The organism is Sandaracinobacteroides hominis (assembly GCF_016464365.1).
In the GTDB taxonomy this organism is placed as follows: Bacteria; Pseudomonadota; Alphaproteobacteria; order Sphingomonadales; family Sphingomonadaceae; genus Sandaracinobacteroides; species Sandaracinobacteroides hominis.
This window is the reverse complement of record NZ_JADCUC010000002.1, coordinates 164556-189577: the sequence shown is the minus strand read 5'-3', so window position 1 is coordinate 189577 and position 25022 is coordinate 164556. Positions and strand designations below refer to the sequence as shown.

Genomic DNA, 25022 nt, shown 5'->3' with positions numbered 1-25022 from the left:
AAGGAAAGCCGTCGCGGGAGGCGGGCCGTTACCAAGACCTGCCCTCCTTGTCCAGCGATTATCACGAAAAAAGTGTCAGATATGCTCTTCGTCGCGCTGCCGATAGATTCCCATCAACAGGCCAAAGGCGATCATCACCGTCATCATCGCGCTACCGCCATAGCTCACCAGCGGGAATGGAATGCCCACCACAGGCGCCAGTCCCATCACCATCATGCTGTTGATGAGCACATAGAAGAAGATGGTCATCGACAGGCCCACCGCCACCAGCCGAGCGAACAGGGTTTTCGCCGAAAGCCCGACGCGGATGCCCCAGTTCAGGATGATGCCATAGGCAAAGATCAGGAATATGCCGCCAAACAGCCCCCATTCCTCCGCCATGGTGGCAAAGACGAAGTCGGTATGCTGTTCCGGCAGATATTGCAGGTGGCTTTGCGAGCCCTGCAGATACCCCTTGCCGAACAGGCCGCCCGAACCGATGGCAATCTTCGACTGGGTGATATGGTAACCCGCACCCAGCGGATCGGCCTCCGGATCCAGGAATATCAGCACCCGCTTCTTCTGGTATTCGTGCAGCATGTTGAACACCAGCGGCAACGCCGCCAGCCCGGCGCCGCCCGGTATCAGGAACCATTTCAGCGGCAACCCGCCCAGGAACATCATCGTCGCCCCCCCGGCCACGATCATCAGCGCCGTGCCGAGATCGGGCTGGGTCATCACCAGCAGGAAAGGAACGCCGATCAGCGCCAGCGGCGGCCAGATGCCGGGGAGCTTCGACGCATAGCCGCGCGGCAGATAGTGATAGAAGCGCCCCAGCGCGAGGATGATCGCCAGCTTCATGAATTCCGACGGCTGCAGCTGCATGAAGCCGAGGTTCAGCCAGCGCTGAGATCCGCCGCGGATGCCACCCACCACCTCCACGCCGATCAGCGCCACCAGCACCACCCCATAGAGCGGATAGGCGATATTCAGCCAGAAGCGCAGCGGCACCTGCGAGATCAAGATCGCCGCGCCAAGGAAGATGGTGAAGCGAACCGCATGGTTCAGCGCCCAGGGCGTCATGCTGCCCCCCGCCGCCGAATAGAGGACAACCACCGCGAAGGCGCCGATCAGCGAGATGGTCAGGATCATCCGCCACGGCAGCGCCAGAATGCGCTGCGGCCAGCGGGCGTTCAAAAGGCCGCCCATCATGGCCGGTTCGTTCCTGCCGCCGGAGTTGCTGCCGGCGCAGCGGACACCGCGCCGGGATTCAGCGCCGCCTGCCGGGCGGCTTCCGCCTCTGCCGCTGCGCGCGCAAGCGCCTCCTCGGCGGCGACACGCGCACGCTCGCGCGCCTCCAGCACGCCGGCCAGACGCTTCTCCGCCTGCTCCCTGTCATAGATATAGGTCAGCACGTCCTTGGCGATCGGCGCCGCCGCCTTCGATCCGCCGATGCCATGCTCCACTACCACGCTGATGGCATAGCGCGGATTGTCGACCGGCGCGAAGGCGATGAACAGCGCATGGTCGCGATACTTCCACGGCACACCCGCGCCGCCACGGAATCCGGCCGAAATCCGTCGCACCTGTGCCGTCCCGGTCTTGCCGCCCATGCGGATCCCCGGCACGTTCAGCTGCGAAGCGCGCGCAGTGCCGCCGGGGCCGTTCACGACATCGTCCATGCCCTGCCGCACCACTTCCAGATAGTCGAGCGGCACCGGCAGCGGAGCAAACGCCTTCTGCGGCGCCCCCGCCAGCATCCGCGGCTCGACAATCTTTCCGGTGGCGATCCGCGCCGTCATCACCGCCAGCTGCAGCGGATTCACGATCACATAGCCCTGCCCGATGGCCATGTTCAGCGTGTCGGCCACGCTCCACTTCTGGTCATAGCGTTCCTGCTTCCACGCCGGGTCAGGGATGATCCCGGCACGCTGCACCGGCATCGGCAGGTCAAACTTGTGCTCCAGCCCCAGCACCCGCGCCATGTCGGCAACGGCCTGAGGGCCGACGCGGCGGGCCATGGTATAGAAATAGACGTTGCAGCTCTTGGCGATGCCCGAACGCATGTTCACGGTGCCGTGGCCCGAGCGCTTGTGACAATGCCAGGTGTTGTTTCCCACCCGATAGGCGCCGCTGCAATGGACCTGATCCGTGGGTAGTATCCCCTCGTGCAGGGCCGCCAGCGCCGTCACCGGCTTGAACGTGGAGCCTGGCACATAAAGCCCCTGCAGCGTCTTGTTCAGCAGCGGCTTCTTCTCGTCGGCCTGCAGGTCCTTCCACAGCTGCGACGGGATGCGGTTGGAAAAGACGTTCGGATCGAACGCCGGCATCGAGAGCAGGCATTTGATGTCGCCCGTCACCACGTCGATCACCGCAACAGAGCAGCTTTCATTGCCCACCCGCGCTGCGGCAAAGGCCTGCAAGCCGCGATCGATCGTCAGCTGCACATTGTGCCCCGGCACGTCGATCCGGGTATCCAGTTCCTTGACGATGCGGCCGCGTGCGTTCACTTCCACCCGACGGGCACCGGCCTTGCCGCGCAGCACCGCGTCCTCCGAACGCTCGACGCCGTCCTTGCCCACGCGGAAGCCCGGCACCAGATACAGCGGCTCCTTCGTCTTCTTGTACTGCTCCGCCGTCGCCCGGCCGACATAGCCGGTCACATGCGCAAAGGCATCGCCATCCGGATAGTGGCGCACATAGGTTCGCTGCGGCTGCAGACCGGCCATGTCGGCCAGTTCCACATTCAGCGCCGCAAACGCGTCCCAACCGATGTCGTCGGCGATCGTCAGCGCGGCGGACGGCGGCAGATCCTTCGCCTCCTCCAGAATCCGGGCCCGGTCGGCCGGGTCCAGCGGCACTACGGCGGCGATCCGCTGCAGCGCAGCTTCCAGGTCCGGCACCAGCGACGGAATCAGGTCCACGGCATAGGCCGGCCGGTTGGTGGCGATTGCAGCGCCCGCGGCATCGACGATCCAGCCCCGGCGCGGCGGAATCAGGTGCAGCGCCACCCGATTGTCCTCGGCTGCCATCTTGTATTTGTCGGCCTCGGCGATGGACAGATAGGCCATCCGCCCCAGCAGCGCGACGCCCGCACCCGCCTGAATGGCCCCCAGAAAGAAAGCGCGGCGCTCGAACAGGCGTGCGTTACCGCCATCCTGCGCCATCCGCTCAGCCCTGTACGTCGATCAGCCGGCGCTGGATGCGGCCGGCGACCACGGCGGCGAGCGGATAGGCAAGGATGGTAATCAGCACCTGCACCATCAGCGGCAGCAGCGGCGCCTCCCAGCCGGTGAAGTGCAGGAACTGCCAGCACAACAGCTGCGCCAGGATCAACAACACCGAGGCAAAGGCCCAATCGATGTTGAGGCTGTGCCCCTCGGCCCGGGATTCGGCCATGCCGACGGCAATGGCGCAAGCTGGATAGAGCAGGGCCCAGACGCCGATCGGCCCGCCAAACAGCAGGTCGGCGAACAGACCCAGCCCAAACGCCGCCCAGCTGGGCATCAGCCGCGGCTGCAGGCTGGACCAGATGATGACGAACAACAGCGCAAGATTCGGCATCACCCCCCAGGCGAACGGCATCGGCAGCGTCATCACCAGCATGGAGAGGAAGACCGTGGCGGACGGCACCATCCGGCGGATCGTCTCCCCGGGGCTGAACTGATCGTTGGCCAGATAGCTCATGGGCGCGGCGATGCCGGCGTGGCGGCGGCAGGCGCCGGCGCCGGACGTGCAGCCGTGGGCGCCGATGCAGGAACGCCCGCCGCAACGCCTGCAGACGCAGCCGGTCGGCCCGTACCGCTTCCCGCGGCGCCCGTTGCCGGTGCAGTGCCGGCAGGCACGGGCGGCGCAAGCTTGCGGTCAGCTTCGGGCGCGGCCGGCGCTGCGGGCACGAACACCGGCGGTGGCAGCCAGGGCGCCTCCACGATCACCGCGCCAAGGCCGGTCGGGTTGGCCAGCGGACGCGCGCGCGGCGGGCTGGCATCGGCGTTGATGATCACGCCCACCGGCAGCCCGGGCGGGAACAGTCCGCCGTCGCCCGTGGTAACCAGCCGGTCGCCGACGCGGATACGATCGGAACCAGAGGCGATGTCGTACTGGAAATCCAGCAGCGTGCCGCCGTTGCCGACCGCAAGCCCGGTCCAGCCGGTGCGGACTACCTTCACCGGAATGCGGCTGTTGGCATCGGTCAGCAAAAGGATTCGCGCCGAACCCTGCCCGACATCCGTCACCCGACCGGCAAGGCCGCCGGACGCGATCACCGGCATACGCGGTTTCACCCCGTCGCCCAGTCCGACGCTGATGATGGCGGTTCGCATGCCGGCGTTGGCGGAAACGGCCGAGGCGACCCCGCTCGCCACCACCCGCCGCTCCGGCCGCTGCAGGCCGATCAGCTGCTCCATCCGCTTCACTTCGGCGGCAAGCTGGTCGCTTTTCGCAACTTTCGCCTGCGCTGCCTTCAGCTGCGCCTGCAGCTCGCGATTCTGCTCCACCACCCGGAAATGGTCGCCGATCGCGCCACCGAGCATGCGCATGCCCTCAAACGGCGCGCGCGCCACAGAAATCAGCGGCGAAAGCGCATCGGCCGTGGCCCCGCGCAGACGGCTCCCCAGCTCGGGATTTACCCGCTGGGTAACCAGCAGCACCAGCGCAAAGGCCAGCACGATGCCCGCAAACAGCGCGCCCAGCAGCGCCAGGTTGCTGTCGCGCCGGGCAAAGCTGGTGCGGCGGGTGCCACGAAATCGAGAAGGCTGGCTGTTCCAGGCCATGAACCGGTCAACTCCGCGCGGCGGGGTCAGGAAGCGGAAAGCAGGGCGTCATCCGGTCCGGATTCACGCCCCTTGCAGCACGCCGCGATAGACCGGATCTTCCAGCGCGCGGCCGGTTCCCAGCGCCACGCAGGAAAGCGGATCTTCGGCGATGGTGACGGGAAGCCCCGTCGCCTGCCGCAGCGCCTCGTCGATGCTGCCCAGCAGCGCACCGCCGCCGGTAAGGACAATGCCCTGGTCGACGATGTCGGCCGCCAGTTCCGGCGCGGTGTTTTCCAGCGCCAGCCGCACCGATTCGACAATCTGCGAAACCGGTTCCGAAAGCGCGTCGGCGATCTGCCCCTGGTTGATCGTGATTTCCTTCGGCACGCCGTTCACAAGGTCGCGGCCCTTGATCTCCACCGTGGTGCCGATGCCGTCGACAGGCGGTAGCGCGGTACCGATTTCCTTCTTGATCCGCTCGGCCGTTGCGTCGCCGATCAGCAGGTTATGGTTTCGGCGGACATAGTTGACGATGGCTTCGTCCATCTTGTCGCCGCCGACACGGACGCTGGTGGTATAGGCAAGCCCGCGCAGCGACAGCACCGCAACCTCGGTGGTGCCGCCGCCGATATCGACCACCATCGATCCGATCGGTTCCGTCACCGGCATGCCGGCGCCGATCGCGGCCGCCATCGGTTCCAGGATCAGGTGCACCTGCGAAGCGCCGGCATTGTTGGCGGCATCGCGGATGGCGCGGCGCTCGACAGGGGTGGAGCCCGACGGCACGCAGATCACGATCTCGGGCCCCGAAGGCAGCCAGTTGGAGCGACCATGCACCTTGGCGATGAAATATTTGATCATGTCTTCGGCGACTTCGATGTCGGCGATCACGCCGTCGCGCAGCGGCCGGATGGCCTCGACATTGCCCGGCGTCTTGCCCATCATCAGCTTGGCGTCGTTGCCGACGGCCTTCACGCCCCGACGGCCGTTCACCGTTTCCATCGCCACCACGGAAGGTTCGTTGAGGACAATTCCGCGCCCGCGCACATAGACGAGGGTGTTTGCGGTGCCGAGATCGATCGCCATGTCCTGGCTGAGGAAACCGAAGATACGATTGAAGAAGTTCACGTCTTTGGCAGACCTTATTTCTGGTGCGAGACACCGTTTCCGGTGCACCGCACCGACCTTGCCGCACTTGCACTGGAAGGCCGCCACCCAGCCTGGCCGGGCAAACCGGCGCATGTTCGGGCGGAAGGCCCCGCCCAGTCCACGGCCAGGACATTGTTGCGGATTAACCCACGCGCATAAGCGGTCACTGCCGGGGGCGCAAGGCACAAGCCGTGCCGGAAAAGCCCAAACCGCTCCATTTCCGATGAGTTGTTTCCAGACTTGCGACGGCCGGCGTGCGGTGCGAGACGATCCCCCTGATGCCGATCCGCCGCCTCCCCTCCCACCTCGTCGACCGCATCGCGGCCGGCGAAGTGGTGGAACGCCCCGCCTCGGTGGTGAAGGAGCTGGCCGAGAACAGCCTGGATGCCGGGGCGAGCCGGGTGGAGGTGCATCTCTCCGGCGACGGAACCCAGCGAATCCAGATAGTTGACGACGGCCATGGGATGAACCCGGAAGACATGCGTCTGGCGCTGGAGCGCCACGCAACCTCCAAGCTCCCTGACGACGATCTCCTCGCCATCCACAGCTTCGGCTTTCGCGGCGAGGCGCTGCCGGCCATCGCCTCCGTCTCCCGCTTCACGCTGGAAAGCCGAACGGCAAATTCTGAATCGGGCTGGCGGATCGCGCTGGATGCCGGCGAAATCCTGTTCGACGGCCCGGCCGGCATTCCGCACGGCACCCGAATCACCGTCGAAGGGCTGTTCGCCCGCATTCCGGCGCGTGCGAAGTTCCTGAAATCCCCCCGCACCGAGATCGGCGCCGTCGCCGACACCGTCCGCCGGCTGGCGATGGCCCACCCCGGCGTTTCCTTCCTGCTCACCCACGAAGGCCGCCGGCTGCTGGATGTCGCCGCCGAAGCCGAGCCGGGGGTCCCCGGCCTCGCCCGCCGCGTAGCGCGCCTGCTCAACGACAGTGCGGACATGGTCCCGGTGGATTTCGTCCGGGATGACCTCACCATCGGCGGCCTCGCCGGCCTCCCGGCCGCCAGCCGCTCCACGTCGGAACAGCAATATCTGTTCGTCAACGGACGCCCGGTAAAGGACAAGCTGCTGGTGGGGGCGCTGCGCGGCGCCTATGCCGAGCGCCTGCCCGCCGGCCGCCACGCCATGGCGGCGATCTTCCTGACGCTCCCCAGCGACGACGTCGATGTGAACGTCCACCCGGCAAAAACCGAAGTCCGCTTCCGCGAATCGCCTCGCATCCGCGGCAGCCTCATCTCCGCCGTCCGGCAGGCGCTGGACACTGCCGGCATCCGCCCGGTAGCCGCCGCCAGCACCGCGCTCGCCGAAGCCTTCGCCGCACCGCAACCGCAGACGCCCGGCTTCTTCCGTGCGCCGCCACCCGGCGTGCTGGCGCGGGAAGCTCAACCAGCCTGGTCGCCGCCCGCAGGCCGCGCCCCCGATTCGCCGCTCGTGCCCTATGCCGCGACCCTCCCAACCGAAGCGCCGCAATTCCCTCTGGGGGTCGCCCGCGGGCAGGTCGCCAACGCCTATATCGTCGCCGAAACCGTCGATGCGCTGGTGCTGGTCGATCAGCACGCCGCCCACGAACGGCTGGTGCTGGAGGCGATGCGCGGCCGCGCCGGCGACGCACCCATCGCCCAGCCGCTGCTGATCCCCGAAGTCGTCCAGCTCGATCCCGCCGCCTGCGACCGGTTGCAGGAAGCTACCGCCGAACTCGCCAACCTGGGCCTCGAACTCGAACGCTTCGGCGACGACGCCTTGCTGGTCCGCTCGGTCCCCGCCGCGCTGGGCAAGCCCGCCCTGCCGCCACTGCTCGCCGATCTGGCCGACGAACTGGCCGAGGGGGGCAGCACCCGCTCCCTCACCGACCGCCTCGACCATGTCGCTGCCACCATCGCCTGCCACGGCAGTGTCCGCGCCGGACGCGCGCTCAGCCTCGCGGAAATGAACGCCCTCCTCCGGCAGATGGAGGCCGTCCCCGCCAGCGGCACCTGCAACCACGGTCGCCCAACCTTCCTCCGGCTCACCAAGGACGAGCTGGAGAAGCTGTTTCATCGGCGCTGACTTGAATTGCGGTGATCGGTTCCGATCGCCGCAAGCGCGACTGCGCGCCGGCGGTAGTCCGCCGCAGGCCTGAACGGTCAAATGAACAGCTAAGTGGTTGACGCTGACTGCCCAAGCGGCCCATGCTCCCCACACGCAATCCAATAGGGGAGACGGTTGCATGACAGGGAAATCCACATCTCGCGCGGCGTTGACGGGCGCACTTCTGCTGATCGCTGCCTGTGCGCCCAAGGCGCCACCGCCACCGCCTCCGCCGCCACCCCCGCCGATGCAGCAGGCGCCGGCCGAAATGCGCGTCAACTACAGCTGCACCAACGGCGAGCAGGTCACGGTGCGCTACTTCCCGCAGCAGGGTGTCGGCACGCTGGTGCGCGGCGGCCAGAATATCGAGCTGCAGCAGCAGTCCTCGCCTCCGGGCTTCCTCTATATCGGCGCCCACACCGTGCTGCGCGTCCAGGAAGACCGGCTGCGGATGACGATGACGGTGGGCAATATGGCCGCCACCAACTGCACCGCCATCTAGGAGGAAATCATGCGGATCCTCTTGCTCGCGCCGCTGGCGGCACTGGCGGCCTGCGCCACCACCCCGTCCGCGCCCAACACGCGGGAAGCCCGCATGCAGGGCACGTTCGATTATCTGTGCGGGACCCAGTCCGCACAAGTGACGTTCGACAACGGTGCCGGCACGGCGACGCTGGTGATGAACGGCCAGCAGCAGGTCATGGGCCGGCAGGCCACACGCTCGGGCTTCATCTACCAGAACCCCAGCACCCAGATCATGGGCAACGGCAAGCAGTTGCAGATCACCGGCCCGGCAGGCCAGATCAGCTGCGTGATGAAATAGGAGGAAATGTCGATGCGTGCATCCCTGCCCCTGCTGGCCCTGTGCGGCCTGCTCGCCGCCTGCAAGCCGGCCGAAAAGCCTGCCGATCCCGCCGCGCCGGCAGAGACAACCGCGCCGGTCACACCAGCTGCCGAGGCTGCCATGCCCGCAGCGCCGGAGATTCCGCCGGATCGCTCCACCCCGGCGCAACTGGCAGAGGCAAAGGCAGCAGCCGAAAAGATCGGCATGGCCGAGCCGACCAGGGTCTCGCGTGGCACCTGGACATGCGACAATGACGAGAAGATCGAGCTGCGCTTCTTCCCCGACCAGGGCATCGCGGTGCTGGTGCGCGGCGGGCAGAATCTGGAAATGCAGTCGGTGCCCACGGCCTCCGGTTTCAAATATCAGAGCGGCCCGACCACGATCCAGGGCAAGGGCGAAGAGCTGCAGATGAACGTCGGGATGATGGCGACCGCGAAGTGTAAATTGGACTAGGACGCGAAGGCACGGCCGCGTGGCAAAGCCGCGCGAGTCCGTGCGCCAAAACAGGATAGAGAAAGGCAATCGCGGCAAAGCCGCGATTCGTCGAACCGGCGGCGGGTAGAGACCCGCCGCTCGGCCGGCCGGGCCGGGAGCCGGCGAGTCCGCAGACCTTCAGACGATTGCTGCGCAATCCTCCTCCAGGCTGCGGCCGCCTCAGGCGGCTAGCGCCGACCTGCCCCGCTTCACCACCAGCTTGTTCAGCGCATTCACATAAGCCCGCGCGGACGCCACCAGCGTATCGTTGTGCGCCCCAACACCGCGCACCGTACGGCCATTCTCCGCCAGCACCACGCTGACTTCTGCCTGCGCATCGGTACCGGCCGTCACCGCCGAAACCTCATACAACTGCAACGAAGCGTCATCATGCGGCACCAGCTTGCGCACCGCGTTGAACAGCGCATCCACCGGGCCGTTGCCCCTGGTGGCAGCCGTCACTTCCTCGCCGTCGATGTTCAAGGTCAGGATCGCCCGCTGCGGCCCGTTCGAGCCGCAATAGACTTCCACTTCGGTCACCTGAATGCGGTCGTGCCCGCGCAGCACCTCGTCATCCACCAGCGCCACGATATCCTCGTCGAACACCTGCTTCTTGGCGTCGGCCAGATCTTTGAAGCGCTTGAACGCATCCAGGAATTCATTGTCGGCCAGATCATAGCCCAGCTGCGAGAGCTTGTCCTTGAACGCCGCCCGCCCCGAATGCTTGCCCAGCACCAGCGAGCTATGGCCCTGTCCCACCGATTCCGGCGTCATGATCTCATAGGTGGACGAGTCCTTCAGCATCCCGTCCTGATGGATGCCGCTCTCGTGCGCAAAGGCATTCGCGCCGACGATCGCCTTGTTCGGCTGCACATGCATCCCCGTCACCGCCGAAATCAGCCGCGACGCGCGGGTGATCTCGGTGGAAACGATGCCGGTGCGATAGGGCAGCACGTCATGCCGCACCTTCAGCGCCATGGCGATTTCCTCGACCGCGGCGTTGCCGGCGCGCTCGCCGATGCCGTTGATGGTCGATTCGACCTGCCGCGCGCCCGCCGCCACCGCCGCCAGCGTATTGGCGACGGCCAGGCCCAGATCATTGTGGCAATGCGTGGAGAACACCGCCTGATCGGCGTTCGGCACCCGGCCGATCATGTCGCGGAACATCGCGCCATAGGTTTCCGGCGTGCCATAGCCGACCGTGTCGGGCAAATTGATGGTGCGCGCCCCGGCCTTGATCGCGGTTTCAATCGCTCGCGCCAGAAAGTCCGGCTCGCTGCGCGTGGCGTCCTCGGCAGACCATTCCACATCGTCCACCAGGTTGCGCGCCAGCGACACGGACTCGCGGATCGATTCCAGCACCTGCTCGGGCGACTTGTTCAGCTTCACCTGCATGTGCAGCGGCGACGTCGCGATGAAGGTGTGGATGCGCGGCCGCTTCGCCGGCTTCAGCGCTGCACCCGCACGCTCGATATCGGCCCGCGCCGCCCGGGCGAGGCTGGCGACAATCGCCTTCTCGCACTGGCCGGCAACGGCGTGGACGGCCTCGAAGTCGCCTTCGGAGGCGATGGCAAAGCCCGCCTCGATGATGTCGACGCCCAGCGCCTCCAGCTGCGCTGCGACGCGCAGTTTTTCCTCGAGGTTCATCGAACAGCCGGGTGACTGCTCGCCGTCTCGCAGCGTGGTGTCGAAAATCAGGATCTGGTTCTGGCTCATGGCATGCCTCGTTCGCGTAAAATCAAAGGGGTTTGGTTTCATCCACCCTTAGACGCGTCAGGCACGGCCGCAGACGGCCGGAAGCACGCGCCTAAGGGCGCGTAAGTCGAAGCAGGCTGAGAATGGCCTTCGAGCACATATGCCGCCGCCCTTATCATCGCCGCTGCGCCGCTGTAAAGCGACGTGCCGCTTTCCGGCGAAAAACCTGGGGCAGCCGTGCAAGATTGCTGCGCACAATGCCCTCCGCCGTTGTCAACGGCGCGCCCTCTCCCTAATAGCCGTGACCACACGCCACAGGCACACAAGTTGAGGACGGCCCCACAGACCCCATGGCACGTATCGTGATGAAATTCGGCGGCACTTCCATGGCCGGCATCGAGCGGATCCGGGGCGTGGCCGCACGGGTGAAACGCGAAGTGGAGGCCGGCAACCGCGTGGCCGTCGTCGTTTCCGCGATGGCCGGCGAAACCGACCGCCTCGTCGGCTTCTGCCGCGAAGCCTCGCCGCTCGCCGATCCGGCCGAATATGATGTGGTCGTCGCCTCGGGTGAACAGGTGACCTCCGGCCTCCTTGCCATCGTGCTGCAGTCGATGGGCCTGCGCGCCCGCTCGTGGCTCGGCTGGCAGCTGCCGATTTCCACCTCCGAGGCGCACGGCAAGGCGCGCATCCTGGATGTGGATACCAAAGCGCTGCTCACGGCGATGGAAAGCGGCGAAGTCGCCGTGATCCCCGGCTTCCAGGGCCTGACGGATGCGAACCGCGTCACCACGCTGGGCCGTGGCGGCTCCGACACCTCGGCCGTGGCGGTAGCCGCCGCACTCAAGGCCGACCGCTGCGATATCTACACCGATGTGGAGGGCGTCTTCACGACGGACCCGCGCATCGTCCCGCGCGCCCGCAAGCTCGGCAAGATCACCTATGAGGAAATGCTGGAACTCGCCTCCGTCGGCGCCAAGGTGCTGCAGACGCGCTCGGTCGAACTGGCGATGAAGGAAAAGGTACGCGTGCAGGTGCTGTCGAGCTTCTCCGACGAGCCCGGTACGATGGTAGTGGATGAGGATGAAGTCGTGGAACAGGAACTGATCGCCGGCGTCGCTTACGACCGCAACGAAGCCAAGGTGACGATCGGCGCCGTGCCGGATCGTCCCGGCATCGTCGCCGCCATCTTCGGCCCGCTGGCCGACGCCAACATCAACGTCGACATGATCGTGCAGAACATCGCCAACGAACAGGCGACCGACGTCACTTTCACCGTGCCGCGCACGGAACTGGCGCGCGCGCGCACCGTGCTGGAAGCGAACGCCGAAGCCATAGGCTATGCCAAGCTGGTGACCGACGACAGCGTGGTGAAGATTTCTGTCGTCGGCGTCGGCATGCGCAGCCACGCCGGCGTAGCCGTCACCATGTTCCGTGCCCTCGCCGACCGCGGCATCAACGTGCTCGCCATCACCACGTCGGAAATCAAGATCAGCGTGCTGATCGCCGAGGAGTATCTGGAGCTCGCGGTCCGCGTGCTGCACACCGCCTACGGTCTGGACGCAGCTGCGTGACGGATACCGCCAGCCCTAATCTGGACCGCCTCACAGCTCGGGGCCGCGCCTTCCTCGGCACCCGCCACGCCATCATGGCGGGCGCGATGAGCTGGGTGTCCGAGCGCAATCTCGTCTCCGCCATCTCCAACGCCGGCGGCTTCGGCGTGATCGCCTGCGGGGCGATGTCGCCCGAACTGCTGCAGGGCGAAATCGCCGCCACCAAGGCGATGACGCAAAAGCCCTTCGGCGTGAACCTCATCACCATGCACCCGCAGCTGATGGACCTGATCGGGGTCTGCCGCGCGCAAGGGGTGACGCATGTGGTGCTGGCGGGTGGCGTGCCGCCCGGGCCCGCCATCGCCGCCATCAAGGAATTCGCGAAAGTCGTCGCCTTCGCGCCGAACTTCGCCTTCGCCCGCAAGCTGCTGCGCTCCGGCGCCGACGCGCTGGTGATCGAAGGCTCCGAGGCAGGCGGCCATATCGGCCCCGTCAGCCTCGCCGTGCTGGCGCAGGAAATCCTGCCCGCCCTTCCCGACGCCACCATCTTTGCCGCCGGCGGCCTCGGCCGTGGCTCGGGCATCGCCGCGATGCTGGAAATGGGCGCGTCGGGCGTACAGCTGGGCACCCGCTTTGCCGCATCGGCGGAATCCATCGCCCATCCGAACTTCAAGAAGATGTTCATCCGCGCCGCCGCGCGCGATGCGGTGGCCTCCGTGCAGTTCGATCCGCGCCTCCCCGTCATCCCGGTGCGGGCGCTGAAGAATGCCGGCACCGAGGCCTTCATGGAAAAACAGCGCGAAGTCGCCGGGCGGCTGGAGCGCGGCGAAGTCGAGCTCGCCGTCGCCCAGCTCGACATCGAGCATTACTGGGCAGGCGCGCTTCGCCGCGCGGTGATCGACGGCGACGTCGAGAACGGCTCGGTCATGGCCGGCCAGTCGGTCGGCATGGTCAGCTCCGAGGAAAGCGTCCAGACCATCATCGACGAACTGGTGACCGAGGCGGAGGCGGTTCTCACCAGCCGCGCTCCGGCAAGCGCCGCTTAATGCCGCCGGGATCCGGCGCACGGGAGCTGTTGCGCCGGCTCCACGACGTCATGGCGGCCCGCACGCCGACCCAGTCCAAGCTGGACCAGGTCGCCGTGCTGATCGCCGGTGCGCTCGAATCCGAAGTCGCCTCCATCTATCTCCTGCGCGAGGGGATGCTGGAGCTGTTCGCCACGCGCGGCCTGAAGCAGCAGGCCGTCCACGTCACCCGCCTCGCCTTCGGGCAGGGCCTTGTCGGCACCATCGCCGAAAGCCGCGAGCCGCTGAACCTCGCCGAAGCCAGCGCCCACCCGCGCTTCGCCTACCGCCCCGAAACCGGTGAAGAACGTTTCCACAGCTTTGCCGGCGTTCCCATTATCCGCCGCGAGCGCACCGTCGGCGTGCTCGCCGTTCAGCACATGCGGCCGCGCGACTATGACGATGTGGAGATCGAGGCGCTGCAGACGGTCGCCATGGTGCTGGCCGAGCTGATCGCCGCGGCCGGCCTCGTCGACGACCAGGCCGCCGCCCCGCGCGCCCCGCGCGACACCTCTCCGATCCGCATCGCCGGACTCAAACTGGTCGACGGCATGGCGCGCGGTGTCGCCGTCTATCACGAGCCGCGCGTCGTCATCACCAACACCGTCGCCGAAGATGCAGAGGTGGAGCGCGAACGGCTGAAGGCCGCCTTCACCCGCATGCGCGAAGACATCGACACGATGGTCACCCGCGCCGAATTCGCCGGCCCCGGCGACCACGACGAAATCCTCGAAACCTACAAGATGTTCGCCCTAGACGAGGGCTGGGCGCGCCGCATCAACGACGGCATCGACGGCGGCCTGACGGCCGAGGCCGCGATCGAGGCAGTCGCACAGGCACAGCGCATCAAGCTGGGTTCGGCGGCTGACCCCTATCTGCGCGAACGCCTGCATGACCTGGAAGACCTCTCCAACCGCCTGATCCGCATCGTCTCCGGCCAGTCCGGCACGGCGGCCGAGCGCGGTCTCACCGAGCCCGCCATCCTCATCGCCCGCAACCTCGGCCCGGCCGAGCTGCTGGAGTATGACCGCCGCCAGCTGGTCGGTGTCGCGCTGGAGGAAGGCTCGCTGACGGCGCATGTCACCATCCTTGCCCGCGCAATGGGCATTCCCATGCTCGGCCGCGCCAGGGATCTGCGGGCGCAGGTGGCAGAGGGCGATCCGCTGCTGCTGGATGCCAGCGCCGGCGCCCTGTTCGTCCGCCCGCCACAGGCGGTGATCGACAGTTTCTCGGCCCAGACGGCACTCCGCGCAAAGAAGCAGGCGGAGTTCGAGAAGCTGCGCGACCTGCCCGCCACCAGCCTGGACGGCGTCCGAATCGAGCTGATGATGAACGCAGGGCTCCGCTCCGATCTGCCAGCCCTGGAACTGACCAACGCCGACGGCATCGGCCTGTTCCGCACCGAATTCCAGTTCCTCGTCTCCGCAACCCTGCCGCGCAAGGGCCGGCAGGTGGCGCTCTATCGCGACGTGCTGGAGGCCGCCGGCGACCGCCCGGTGGTGTTCCGCACCGTCGACATCGGCGGCGACAAGGCCGTCCCCTATGTCGAGGAAAAGGGCGAGCGGGAGGAAAACCCGGCGATGGGCTGGCGGGCGCTGCGCCTGGCACTCGCGCGCTCCGGCCTGATGGCCGCGCAGTCCAGCGCCCTTCTCGAGGCAGCCGCCGGCCGCACGCTGAACCTCATGTTCCCGATGGTGGCCGAACCCTGGGAGTTCCAGGAAGCCCGCCGCATCGTCGAGCAACGCCGCGAACGGCTGGCAAGGGCCGGCCTGCCCCACGCCGCGCATGTCCGCTTCGGCGCCATGCTGGAAGTCCCGGCACTGGCGATGGTTCTCGACGAGCTGCTGCCGCACCTCGATTTCCTCTCCATCGGCACCAACGATCTCACGCAATTCCTGCTTGCGGCCGACCGCGGCAACCCGAAGCTCGCCGATCGCTACGATTGGCTGTCTCGCGGCGTGCTGCGCTATCTGAAGCTGGTCGTCGATCAGGCCAACGCGGCCGACGTTTCCGTCAGCGTCTGCGGCGAAATGGGCGGTCGCCCGCTGGAGGCGCTGGCGCTGATGGCGCTGGGGGTAAAGCGGCTGTCGATCACGCCCGCGGCCATCGGCCCGGTGAAGGCAATGGTGCGCTCGGCCGAGCTGGCGCCGCTGCGCATGGCGATGGCGGACTGGCTGGCAACACCCGGCTGCGATATCCGGCGGGAACTGACAGTGCTGGCCGAGCGGCAGGGAATTCGGCTGGACTAAGCGCCGCCGCGGGCGAAGCCCGCGAGCCCGCTTCGATTCATCAGCCAATAGAAGAAAGAAGGTCGGGCAAAGCCCGACTCGTCGGACTGGCGATGGCTGGAGAGCCATCGCTCAGCCGGCCGAGCTTGCGGCGAGTCTTTGAGTTGGCGCTGCGCGCCAATCAAAGCCGCCTTCAGCTTAGAAAGCGACGGCCCCGCCGAGCATCACAGCCCGATCATCCTTGTTCGGATCCAGAGGCGTCGGGTTCTCAGGCGCCAGCCGATAGCGCAGGCTGCCGCCCACCGAAATCGCCGGAGACAGCGCCACGGCTCCGCGGGCTTCCAGCGCATAGCGCGGATCCGGCGAGCCGGCGCGCGGCACCAGATAAGCCGAATCACGCTCCGCCGAAGCGAGCAGGCCCGCCTTCCAGTTGCGCTGGCCATAGCCCAGGCCAACATCGACACCTTCGCGGGTGCGCCCGGCGCCAAGACCGCCGATACCGGCGTCAACGCGGCTGACGCCGCCCGACACGGAAAGCCCGCGATAGCCGACCGAGAGATCGAAATTATAGCCGCCAGGCGCCAGGCCGATCGAAGGATCGGCAGCCGCGGTCCGTTCCGCAGAGCCCGCCGCGACCGTGCGGGTCGTCATGCCGACCGATACGCCCTTCGCCGAACGCGACGGCGTGAAGGTAAAGCTGCGCTCGACTGTCTGCACCTTGGTGGAGGCAACGCGGCCAGGCGCCGTGAAGGCAAAGCGCGTGACATCCAGGTTGATCGGCTGGATTGCCAGTTGCTGCGACTTCATGCGGAAACCGGCGGCCTCCGTGTCGGTCGTCACCTGCGGCACCAGCCGGCTTTTCTGTCCCGTTGATTGCCCGGCCGTCTGCACCGCCGCCTGCGCATCCACAGCGCCGAATCCCGCCACCGCAGCGGCGCACAGAAGCGCAAGGCCCTTGAAGGACCTCCTAAGCTGCAGAAAAGACTCGGACTCGTAGTGCATAGCCCCCAACTGTTAGCTCAACCGACGCCAGAATCCCACGCTTTGTCGCAGGAAAAAGGCCTGAATTTGAATCCCTTCCGGCATTTGCCGGCGTGTGTGGCTTTTGACCCACAAATCGTTGCGCCCGGATTAACCGATCCGCCTTTGCCGAATTGTGTAATTCAAGACAATCGCAATCTGTTCGTTCATCGCCCGTTCCGCTGCGCCCCTCCAAGCCTTGTCCGCAGGACGGTCATCGCGCGTGGCGGATTGCGCAAAGCAAGCAGCAGTTGCGTTGACCGCCTGCCGCCCTGTATGGCCGCCCGCTGGAGATATGGCCGGCAGACGGCCGAAACACTTGTGCCCAAATATCCAGTGCCCACAGACGGAGCATCGCTTGACCGACGGATCCAACAGCCAATCGCGCACTCCCTTCAGCGCCGCTCTTGCCCTGGCCCTTGTTTCGGGCGCCGTGCTGCTGGCCGGCTGTGGCGGCAAGAAAAGCAGTCCAAAGGCGCTTGCCGAACAGCAATCGGTGCAGACCATCGGCGTCAATTCCTACCTCTGGCGCGCCAGCCTGGAGACGATGCAGTTCATGCCGCTCGCGCAGGTCGATTCAGCCGGCGGCGTCATCGTCGGAGACTGGTATCAGAATGCAGCCGTCCCCGGTGAGCGCGTCAAGGTGACCGTCGCCATCCTGGACGGCGCGCTGCGCGCCGACGCCGTGCAGGTTTCGGCCCAGCGCGAAGTCATGACCAACGGCCAGTGGGCGGCGGCCCCCGTCCGCGCCGGCACCGTGCAGCGGCTGGAGGAAATCATCCTCGAAAAGGCCCGCACGCTGCGCCAGGCCTCGCTCGCCCGAAACTGAAATGACAGACACCGTGGAAGCGAGCCGCTTCGATTCGGCAGCCGCTGATGTGAAATGGCAGGCCCGCTGGGAAACGGGCGGCCTGTTCCGCGCCGACAGCGCTTCAAACAAGCCAAAGACCATGGTGCTGGAGATGTTCCCCTATCCATCAGGGCGCATCCACATGGGCCATGTGCGCAACTATACCATGGGCGACGTGCTGGCCCGCGCACGGCGCATGCAGGGCCATGCCGTGCTGCACCCGATGGGCTGGGATGCCTTTGGCATGCCCGCCGAGAACGCCGCCATGGAGCGCGGTGTGCATCCCGGCGACTGGACCCGCGCCAACATCGCCGCCATGCGTGCGCAGCTGAAGCGCCTTGGTCTCGCCATCGACTGGTCGCGCGAACTCGCCACCTGCGAGCCCGACTATTACGGCCACGAACAGGCGCTCTTCCTCGACCTGCTGGAAGGCGGGCTGGTCGATCGCCGCGAAGCCTATGTGAACTGGGATCCGGTCGACAACACCGTGCTCGCCAACGAGCAGGTGATCGACGGCCGCGGCTGGCGCTCCGGCGCGCTGGTCGAACGCCGCAAGCTGACCCAATGGTTCTTCCGCATCACCGCCTTTGCCGAGGAACTGGCAGCCGATCTCGCCACGCTGGACCAGTGGCCGGAAAAGGTGCGTCTGATGCAGGAAAACTGGATCGGCAAGTCGAAGGGCCTGCGCTTCCGCTTCGATGTGGAAGATCCCGGTTCGGCTCCGGCCAGCTTCGAAGTCTTCACCACTCGCCCCGACACGCTGTACGGCGCCAGCTTCGCCGCCGTCTCCGTGGATCACCCGCTGGCGCAGGCCATCGCCGCCGCGCAACCCGCTGCAGCCGCCTTCATCGACCAGTGCCGCACCACCGGCACGGCAGCCGCCGAGCTCGAAACCGCCGAAAAGCTCGGCTTCGACACGGGCCTCTCGGTTGTGCATCCGCTGGATGCAACCCGCCGCCTGCCCGTCTTCATCGCCAATTTTGTGCTGATGGAATATGGCACCGGCGCCATCTTCGGTTGCCCGGCGCACGATCAGCGCGACCTCGACTTCGCCCGCAAATATGCGCTGCCCGTGCCGCGGGTGGTCGCCCTTCCCGGCGACGAAAGCGTGCCGATCGCCGATGAGGCCTATACCGGCCCCGGCAAGCTCATCAATTCCGAATTCCTGAACGGCATGGAGGTCGAGGCCGCGAAGGCCGCCGTCATCGCCCGCGCCGAATCCGGCGGCTGGGGCGAGGGCACCACCGTGTTCCGCCTGCGCGACTGGGGAATTTCCCGCCAGCGTTATTGGGGCACCCCCATCCCGATCATCCACTGCGAGGATTGCGGCACGGTTCCCGTCCCCAAGGCCGACCTCCCCGTCGTGCTGCCGGAAGACGTCACCTTCGATCGCCCCGGCAACCCGCTCGACCGCCACCCCACCTGGCGCAACGTCGATTGCCCGAAATGCGGCAAGCCCGCCCGGCGCGAAACAGACACGCTCGACACCTTCGTCGACAGCAGCTGGTATTTCATCCGCTTCGCCAGCCAGCCCGCCGACAAACCCTTCGACAAGGCCGAGGCCGAAAGCTGGCTGCCGGTCGCGCAATATATCGGCGGCATCGAACATGCGATCCTGCACCTGCTCTACAGCCGCTTCTTCACCCGCGCGCTGGCCAGCATCGGCAAGATCGACGTCAAGGAACCGTTCCGCGGCCTGTTCACGCAAGGCATGGTCACGCACGAGACCTACAAGGGCTCCGAGGGCCAATGGCTGGAGCCGACGGCAATCGAAAAGCGCGGCGACACCGCCATCGAAGTCGCCACGGGCTTGTCCGTAGAAATCGGCCGCACGGAAAAGATGTCGAAGTCGAAGAAGAATGTCGTCGATCCCGACGCCATCCTCGATCGCTATGGCGCCGACGCGGTGCGCTGGTTCATGCTCTCCGACAGCCCGCCCGAGCGCGACCTCGCCTGGTCGCTTGCCGGCATCGAGGGCGCGCACCGCTTCGTGAACCGCCTGTGGCGCATCGCCCTGCTGGCCCGCGACAGCGCGCAAGGCGCCGATGAATCTCTCACGCGCCAGCTGCACAAGACGATCGACGGCATCACCCAGGATCTCGACAAGCTGCAGTTCAACAAGGCCGTCGCCCGCGCCTATGAACTCGCCAACGCCATCGAAAAGGCCGCGCCCTCCGCTGCCCGCGCCGATGCCGCGAAGACCCTGCTGCGGCTCGTCGCGCCGATGGTGCCGCACATCGCCGAAGAAGCCTGGGCGCTGCTCGGCGAAACCACCCTCATCGCCGACGCGCCCTGGCCCGTCGCCGATCCGGCCCTGCTCGTCGACGCGGAGGTCACCTACGCCGTGCAGGTAAATGGCAAGCTGCGTGAAACCGTGCTGCTGGCCAAGGGCCTCGACCGCGCCGAGACGGAAACCATGGTCATGGCGCTGCCGAAGATCGCAGCGCTGGTAGATGGCGCGACGCCGAAGAAGGTGATCGTCGTGCCCGACCGGCTGGTGAACATCGTCCTGTGAGGATCCTCGCCCCCTTCCTGCTGTTGCTTCTGGCGGCCTGCAGCCTGCAGCCGGTCTATTCCGGCGGCAATACCGGCGGCGCTCAGACGACGCTCGGCGCCATCGAAGTCTCGCCGATCCCGGAAAAGACCGGATTCCTGGTCCGCGACCGGCTGCTGCAACGCATGCCCGCCTCCGAAGTCGCGCGCTATCGGCTGGACGTCGTCCTGGATGACGACATCATCGGCTTCGGCGTCCGCGGCGACAACTCGATCATCCGCGAACGCCGCACCTTGCGCGCCCGCTATCGCCTGGTCGAAATCGGCACCGATAAGGTGCTGCTGGATACCACCGCCGTCGCCGATGCCGGCATCGATGTCGTCTCCTCCGAATATGCAGTCGTCGCCGCCGAAGCCACCGCGGTCGAGCGCCTCTCGCGCGACATAGCCGACCAGATCGTGGCCCGCCTCGCGCTCATGGGCAGTACGGCCACCAGATGACAGCCGTAAAGCGCGCCGATATCCAGCGCGCGCTCGCCCGCTGGGACGGCTCCCATCGCCTGCTGCTGTTCCACGGCAAGGGCGAAGGCGAGAGTGCCGAGCTCGCCCGCGAAGCCTTGAAAGCGCTCGCAGACCCCGCCGATCCGATGGCGGTCACGCAATTCTCCAACGAGGAACTGCGCTCCGACCCCGGCAAGCTTGCCGACGAAGCCGCCTCGGTCTCCATGTTCGGCGGCCGCCGCGTCATCCGCGTCGAGGGCGCAACCGATTTCGCCACCCCGGCCGTCAAGCTGCTGCTGGAATCCGCCGCCGCCGGAAACCCCGTGGTGATCGTCGCCGGAGACCTCTCCAGGACCAGCAGCCTGCGCGCCCTCGCCGATCAATCCCCCCTCGCCCTCGCCGTCCTTTCCTACGAACCCGACGCCCGCTCCATGGGGGCGATGCTGGCCGACCGCGCCCGCGAACAGGGCCTGCGCATCGAACCCGCCGCCGCCCAGCGCCTGATCGCCCTCTCCGACAACGATCCGCGCATCCTCTCGGCAGAGCTGGAAAAGTTCGCCATCTACTTGGGCGCGACACCCGCGAAGCCGAAGACGCTCGATCGCACCCACCTCGCCCTGCTCGGCGCCGACAGCGCCGAGGAAGACATGAACGCCCTCGTCTTTGCGGTCGTCACCGGAGACCGCCGCGCCGCCGAGCGCCAGCTCCGCCTGCTCAACGGCACCAGCTCCATCCCCGCACTCCGCGCCCTCTCCCGCAAGCTGATGCAGCTTGCCGATGCCCGCAGCGCCGTCGATGGCGGCGCATCGCCGCAGGCAGCGGTAAAGGGCCTGCGCCCGCCGGTGTTCTGGAAAGAGGCCGATGCCTTCGCCGCCGCCCTATCCGACTGGCCCATGCGCCGCATCCGTGCCGCACAGGCGGCGATGCTGGAAGGCGAGCGCGCGATCAAGACCGCAGGCGGCCCCGGAGAGCCCGCAGGCTGGCAGGCAATCGTCCGGCTTGGAATGGGCGCCGAAAGCGCTTAGATTTCGGATTGATGGCAGCCCCCATACCCGCAACCCGAGGTTTCTTCGCAGACAAGAACCGCGCTTTCTGGACCCTCCAGATCGGCGGCTGGGCAGGCTATTTCCTGCTCCGCTCGCTGGGCGGCCTCGCCAACCGCATGGGCATCACCTTCATCCTGCCCACCATCCTCGTCACCGTCACCGGCTTCTCCATCACCCTGCTGATGGCCTGGGCCTATCGCTCCGCCATCCGCAAGAAGCCGATTTGGGCCTGGTCGCTCACCTCCCTGATCGTCGTCGGCGCCGCCATCCTCTTCTCCGCGATAGAGGTCTGGGCGCACGCCACCTTCTACGAACCGGGCTGGCGGCCGGAGGGCATAGAATTCTTCGGCGCCATCCTGCTCACGCTCGCCATCCTCGGTGCCTGGACCGGCCTCTACTATGGCATCAACTATTATCTGATGCTCGATGAACAGGCCGAACGCTTTGAGCGCATGTCGGCGCAGGCGAACGCCGCACAGCTGGAAATGCTGCGCTACCAGATCAACCCGCACTTCCTCTTCAACACGCTGAACTCGATCAGCACCCTCGTCCTCCTCGCCGAAACCGAGAAGGCGAACACCATGCTTTCCCGTCTTTCCTCCTTCCTCCGCTACAGCCTCGTCGGCGAACGCGAGGGGCAGGCAACGGTCGCGCAGGAGGTGCAAGCGCTGAAACTCTATCTCGAAATCGAGCGCACCCGCTTCGAGGATCGTCTGCGCACCCGCTTCGACATCGCCCCGGAGGTCGTGAACGCCCGCATGCCCTCGCTGCTGCTGCAGCCGCTGGTGGAAAACGCCGTCAAATATGCTGTCACCCCGCTGGAGGAAGGCGCCGATATCTGGATCACCGCCCGCCGCCTGGGCGACCGTCTGGAGCTCTCCGTTGCCGATACCGGCCCCGGCGTCGGCGAGAACCGGCCCAATCCGGAAGGCACCGGTGTCGGCCTCGCCAACATCCGCGAACGCCTGGCGCAGGCCTATGGCGACGACCAGCGCTTCGAGATCCTGAACAACGGCAGTTCACCCCTCGTTCAAGCCGGTCTGGCAAAGGGTCCGGGAGTACTCGCACTGATCGAGCTCCCGCTGCAGATCGTCACGCCGGCCGATTCCGCCCGGCACGACAGCCTCGCCGGGCCGAATTATGAGGTCGTGACATGAATATCCGCACCCTGCTTGTCGATGACGAGCATCTGGCCGTCCAGGGACTCGAACTCCGGCTGCAGCCGTTCAGCGATATCGAAATCGTCGGCCGCGCGATGAACGGCCGCGAAGCCATCCGTGCCATCCGCACCGAAAAACCCGACCTCGTCTTCCTCGACGTGCAGATGCCCGGGTTCGACGGCTTCTCGGTCGTCTCGGCGCTCGCCGACATTACGCCGCCGCTGTTCGTCTTCGTCACCGCCTATTCCGATCACGCCATCCGCGCCTTCGAAGCGCAGGCCGTCGACTATCTGATGAAGCCGGTCGAATCCGAGCGCCTCGCCCAGACGATCGAGCGCGTCCGCCTGCGTCTGCAGGAGAAGCGCATGAGCGAAGAGGCCGAGCGCCTCGCCGCCAAGCTCGCCGAGATGGACCCGGAATCGGTCTCCACCCTGCAACCCGCCAGCGAGCCTGCCTCGGATCGCTTCGAGCGCATCATCAACGTCAAGGATCAGGGCCAGATCTTCCGCGTCGATGTCGACACCATCGAGAAGATCGACGCCGCCGGCGACTATATGTGCCTCACCACCGCCGACCAGACACTGATCCTGCGCGAAACGATGAAGGACCTGGAGCGCCGGCTGGACCCGCGCAAGTTCCAGCGCGTGCACCGCTCCACCATCGTCAACCTGGACAATGTCAGGCAGGTGAAGCCGCATACGAATGGGGAATGCTTCCTAACGCTGGCGTCTGGGGCGACGGTGAAGGTGTCGCGCTCTTATCGCGATGTGGTGGCTCGGTTTCTTTAGCCAACGCCAAGTCGCCCTTACCGATATATATGTCGCCCCGGACTTGATCCGGGGCCCATTGCGGCGCGCACACAAACCTCCGCGCGGTTTGCTCAACTTAGGAAGCAATCCGGGCCTTATCCGGGCTTTGAGGTGATTGAAGATGATCCCGCCGCTGCTGCATGGTCAGATCGACTGCAGCGACTTATGTTTTCAGCAACCGTTGAAACAGATCGCTTCAAGGTCAAGCTGGTTTTCCATGACGTCAGCTATGAGCGGTTGAACGATTGCGCGTCGACCGTGTCACAGGTGCTTATCCCGCTGCCCTCTCCGGATGACCGGTAACTTCCGCTATTGTGGCGCAAGCAGCCGTAACATCAGCCTGTCCTACATACCCCGATTTATGCCACCACATCCAAATGCAGGCATCAAACCAACCCGCATTTTCCCCTGTCCTACACAAGTCCTCTTCGCTACGCGCGCGCTCGCAGGCGCCAGCGCATATGCGCAGGAGTCAGTGTGAAGTTTGTGAAGTTTGCCCAGGTAAATCTCCAACAGGCCGGTGTGGAGAGGCACGGCCGGCGGCAAAGCCGCCGAGTCCGTTTGGAGCAGTCAGAAAGCGAGATTGCGGGCAAAGCCCGCTCGTCGGACGGGTTCGGCGGGTTTTTCCCGCCGCCCCGCCGGCCGGGGTTTCGCGGACTCGCGTGTTCGGCTACGCCAAAAACGTCGGCCGCTACACCCCCCCAAGCCACCCCTGCGTCACCATGCAATAGAGCATCGGCAGGCTCAGCACCGTGTTGGTCCTGCTGAACAGCATCGCCGTCGTCGCTGCCTTCGCCTTGGTGTCGGCATCCACCTCCACGATCCCCAGCGCCTTCTTCTGGTTCGGCCAGATCACGAACCACACGTTGAAGGCCATGATCAGCGCCAGCCACATGCCCAGCCCGATCACCCGGCCCCCCGGCTGCAACGTCAGCGCCTCGATCAGATAGCCCGACAGCATCGCCACGATCAGCCCCGTCAGCACGGTGAAGGCCGCAGCCCAGCGGAACCAGAAAAGCGCTTCGGGCGCGATAAACTTCGAAACCGCCGGCTTCAGCTCGGCCGGAACCTTCGGCATGGTCGGGATCTGCACGAAGTTGAAGTAGTAGAGCAGCCCGATCCACATGATGCCGCACAGCACATGCAGGAAGCGGAAGATGCCATTGGCGTAATGCACCCCCGTCTGCAGCGCCTCTGCGTGGAAGCCAAAGGCCACCACCAGCAGCAGAATGACGCCCAGCAGCAGCGCATAGTTCAGGTTTGCCAGAATTTTCGCCATGCGAAGTCCCCTCTTCCCACTTTGGGCTTTTTTGGTCGGCTATCTTGCCGGTTGATCA

The 25022-nt window shown here is 66.3% G+C and carries 22 protein-coding genes; 14 read left to right on the top strand and 8 right to left on the bottom strand.

Annotated elements, in window-relative coordinates; genetic code table 11:
• Window positions 1–75 precede the first annotated feature (75 nt).
• The 5 genes from rodA to IM784_RS05500 all read right to left on the bottom strand — a co-directional run bounded on the left by rodA (window position 76) and on the right by IM784_RS05500 (window position 5861).
• Entirely contained in the window at window positions 76–1191 is a 1116-nt protein-coding gene (rodA, locus tag IM784_RS05520; protein WP_235976586.1) for a rod shape-determining protein RodA, read from the bottom strand.
• Entirely contained in the window at window positions 1188–3146 is a 1959-nt protein-coding gene (gene mrdA, locus IM784_RS05515; RefSeq protein ID WP_199554312.1) for a penicillin-binding protein 2, read from the bottom strand. Before mrdA ends, rodA begins: the two co-directional genes overlap by 4 nt.
• Window positions 3147–3150: 4 nt before the next feature.
• Window positions 3151–3666 (bottom strand): rod shape-determining protein MreD, encoded by a 516-nt coding sequence (mreD, locus tag IM784_RS05510; RefSeq protein WP_199554311.1) that lies wholly within the window; start codon window positions 3664–3666, stop codon window positions 3151–3153.
• Window positions 3663–4751: a rod shape-determining protein MreC gene (mreC, locus tag IM784_RS05505; RefSeq protein ID WP_199554310.1), complete on the bottom strand. Its 1089-nt coding sequence runs from the start codon at window positions 4749–4751 to the stop codon at window positions 3663–3665. The genes mreD and mreC overlap by 4 nt, the downstream gene beginning before the upstream one ends.
• 63 nt (window positions 4752–4814) lie before the next feature.
• Entirely contained in the window at window positions 4815–5861 is a 1047-nt protein-coding gene (locus IM784_RS05500; RefSeq protein ID WP_328799457.1) for a rod shape-determining protein, read from the bottom strand.
• Between the two features lie 299 nt (window positions 5862–6160).
• On the opposite strand from IM784_RS05500, the gene mutL reads away from it, so the two are divergent.
• From mutL to IM784_RS05480, 4 genes are all read left to right on the top strand, one after another.
• Complete coding sequence (mutL, locus tag IM784_RS05495) at window positions 6161–7930, top strand: DNA mismatch repair endonuclease MutL (protein ID WP_199554308.1); 1770 nt, start codon at window positions 6161–6163, stop codon at window positions 7928–7930.
• A gap of 190 nt (window positions 7931–8120) precedes the next feature.
• A complete protein-coding gene (locus IM784_RS05490; protein WP_199554307.1) occupies window positions 8121–8453 on the top strand; it encodes an MliC family protein in 333 nt (110 codons plus the stop codon).
• Window positions 8454–8462: 9 nt separating this feature from the next.
• On the top strand, window positions 8463–8774 hold the full coding sequence (locus IM784_RS05485; protein WP_199554306.1) for an MliC family protein: 312 nt from the start codon (window positions 8463–8465) through the stop codon (window positions 8772–8774).
• A gap of 12 nt (window positions 8775–8786) precedes the next feature.
• Window positions 8787–9248, top strand: coding sequence for an MliC family protein (locus IM784_RS05480; RefSeq protein ID WP_199554305.1), 462 nt, complete (start codon window positions 8787–8789; stop codon window positions 9246–9248).
• A gap of 201 nt (window positions 9249–9449) precedes the next feature.
• Here the strand turns inward: IM784_RS05480 and IM784_RS05475 are convergent, their stop codons facing one another.
• Window positions 9450–10985 carry a 2-isopropylmalate synthase gene (locus IM784_RS05475; RefSeq protein ID WP_199554304.1) on the bottom strand — a complete coding sequence of 512 codons (1536 nt, stop codon included), beginning with the start codon at window positions 10983–10985 and terminating at the stop codon, window positions 9450–9452.
• Between the two features lie 329 nt (window positions 10986–11314).
• Between IM784_RS05475 and IM784_RS05470 the strand changes: the two genes are divergently transcribed.
• The 3 genes from IM784_RS05470 to ptsP are packed head-to-tail and all read left to right on the top strand — an operon-like array spanning window position 11315 to window position 15827.
• Entirely contained in the window at window positions 11315–12535 is a 1221-nt protein-coding gene (locus tag IM784_RS05470; RefSeq protein ID WP_199554303.1) for an aspartate kinase, read from the top strand.
• Complete coding sequence (locus IM784_RS05465; RefSeq protein WP_328799456.1) at window positions 12532–13560, top strand: NAD(P)H-dependent flavin oxidoreductase; 1029 nt, start codon at window positions 12532–12534, stop codon at window positions 13558–13560. The genes IM784_RS05470 and IM784_RS05465 overlap by 4 nt, the downstream gene beginning before the upstream one ends.
• On the top strand, window positions 13560–15827 hold the full coding sequence (gene ptsP, locus IM784_RS05460) for a phosphoenolpyruvate--protein phosphotransferase (protein WP_199554302.1): 2268 nt from the start codon (window positions 13560–13562) through the stop codon (window positions 15825–15827). Before IM784_RS05465 ends, ptsP begins: the two co-directional genes overlap by 1 nt.
• 177 nt (window positions 15828–16004) lie before the next feature.
• Here ptsP and IM784_RS05455 read toward each other — a convergent pair whose 3' ends face one another.
• The gene (locus IM784_RS05455) at window positions 16005–16733 is read right to left on the bottom strand and encodes a hypothetical protein (RefSeq protein WP_199554301.1); all 729 of its coding nucleotides are present in this window, start codon (window positions 16731–16733) and stop codon (window positions 16005–16007) included.
• 451 nt (window positions 16734–17184) lie between these two features.
• Between IM784_RS05455 and IM784_RS05450 the strand changes: the two genes are divergently transcribed.
• The 7 genes from IM784_RS05450 (at window position 17185) to IM784_RS05420 (ending at window position 23988) form a co-directional block, all read left to right on the top strand.
• Window positions 17185–17655: a DUF3576 domain-containing protein gene (locus tag IM784_RS05450; RefSeq protein WP_408015281.1), complete on the top strand. Its 471-nt coding sequence runs from the start codon at window positions 17185–17187 to the stop codon at window positions 17653–17655.
• A gap of 1 nt (window position 17656) precedes the next feature.
• Window positions 17657–20191: a leucine--tRNA ligase gene (gene leuS, locus IM784_RS05445; protein WP_199554299.1), complete on the top strand. Its 2535-nt coding sequence runs from the start codon at window positions 17657–17659 to the stop codon at window positions 20189–20191.
• Complete coding sequence (gene lptE, locus IM784_RS05440) at window positions 20188–20670, top strand: LPS assembly lipoprotein LptE (RefSeq protein ID WP_199554298.1); 483 nt, start codon at window positions 20188–20190, stop codon at window positions 20668–20670. Before leuS ends, lptE begins: the two co-directional genes overlap by 4 nt.
• Complete coding sequence (gene holA, locus IM784_RS05435) at window positions 20667–21695, top strand: DNA polymerase III subunit delta (protein ID WP_199554297.1); 1029 nt, start codon at window positions 20667–20669, stop codon at window positions 21693–21695. The genes lptE and holA overlap by 4 nt, the downstream gene beginning before the upstream one ends.
• A gap of 11 nt (window positions 21696–21706) precedes the next feature.
• A complete protein-coding gene (locus IM784_RS05430; protein WP_199554296.1) occupies window positions 21707–22873 on the top strand; it encodes a sensor histidine kinase in 1167 nt (388 codons plus the stop codon).
• Window positions 22870–23664 carry a LytR/AlgR family response regulator transcription factor gene (locus tag IM784_RS05425; protein WP_199554295.1) on the top strand — a complete coding sequence of 265 codons (795 nt, stop codon included), beginning with the start codon at window positions 22870–22872 and terminating at the stop codon, window positions 23662–23664. Before IM784_RS05430 ends, IM784_RS05425 begins: the two co-directional genes overlap by 4 nt.
• A gap of 132 nt (window positions 23665–23796) precedes the next feature.
• Entirely contained in the window at window positions 23797–23988 is a 192-nt protein-coding gene (locus IM784_RS05420; protein WP_199554294.1) for a hypothetical protein, read from the top strand.
• A 388-nt stretch (window positions 23989–24376) separates the two neighbouring features.
• Here the strand turns inward: IM784_RS05420 and IM784_RS05415 are convergent, their stop codons facing one another.
• Complete coding sequence (locus IM784_RS05415) at window positions 24377–24964, bottom strand: urate hydroxylase PuuD (RefSeq protein ID WP_199554293.1); 588 nt, start codon at window positions 24962–24964, stop codon at window positions 24377–24379.
• Window positions 24965–25022: the final 58 nt, after the last annotated feature.

Bases quoted from the DNA above. Each gene is read 5' to 3' on its own strand.
- rodA (WP_235976586.1), bottom strand. From the start codon at position 1,191: ATGATGGGCGGCCTTTTGAACGCCCGCTGGCCGCAGCGCATTCTGGCG.
- mrdA (WP_199554312.1), bottom strand. From the start codon at position 3,146: ATGGCGCAGGATGGCGGTAACGCACGCCTGTTCGAGCGCCGCGCTTTC.
- mreD (WP_199554311.1), bottom strand. From the start codon at position 3,666: ATGAGCTATCTGGCCAACGATCAGTTCAGCCCCGGGGAGACGATCCGC.
- mreC (WP_199554310.1), bottom strand. From the start codon at position 4,751: ATGGCCTGGAACAGCCAGCCTTCTCGATTTCGTGGCACCCGCCGCACC.
- mutL (WP_199554308.1), top strand. From the start codon at position 6,161: ATGCCGATCCGCCGCCTCCCCTCCCACCTCGTCGACCGCATCGCGGCC.
- IM784_RS05485 (WP_199554306.1), top strand. From the start codon at position 8,463: ATGCGGATCCTCTTGCTCGCGCCGCTGGCGGCACTGGCGGCCTGCGCC.
- IM784_RS05480 (WP_199554305.1), top strand. From the start codon at position 8,787: ATGCGTGCATCCCTGCCCCTGCTGGCCCTGTGCGGCCTGCTCGCCGCC.
- IM784_RS05475 (WP_199554304.1), bottom strand. From the start codon at position 10,985: ATGAGCCAGAACCAGATCCTGATTTTCGACACCACGCTGCGAGACGGC.
- IM784_RS05470 (WP_199554303.1), top strand. From the start codon at position 11,315: ATGGCACGTATCGTGATGAAATTCGGCGGCACTTCCATGGCCGGCATC.
- ptsP (WP_199554302.1), top strand. From the start codon at position 13,560: ATGCCGCCGGGATCCGGCGCACGGGAGCTGTTGCGCCGGCTCCACGAC.
- leuS (WP_199554299.1), top strand. From the start codon at position 17,657: ATGACAGACACCGTGGAAGCGAGCCGCTTCGATTCGGCAGCCGCTGAT.
- holA (WP_199554297.1), top strand. From the start codon at position 20,667: ATGACAGCCGTAAAGCGCGCCGATATCCAGCGCGCGCTCGCCCGCTGG.
- IM784_RS05430 (WP_199554296.1), top strand. From the start codon at position 21,707: ATGGCAGCCCCCATACCCGCAACCCGAGGTTTCTTCGCAGACAAGAAC.
- IM784_RS05425 (WP_199554295.1), top strand. From the start codon at position 22,870: ATGAATATCCGCACCCTGCTTGTCGATGACGAGCATCTGGCCGTCCAG.
- IM784_RS05415 (WP_199554293.1), bottom strand. From the start codon at position 24,964: ATGGCGAAAATTCTGGCAAACCTGAACTATGCGCTGCTGCTGGGCGTC.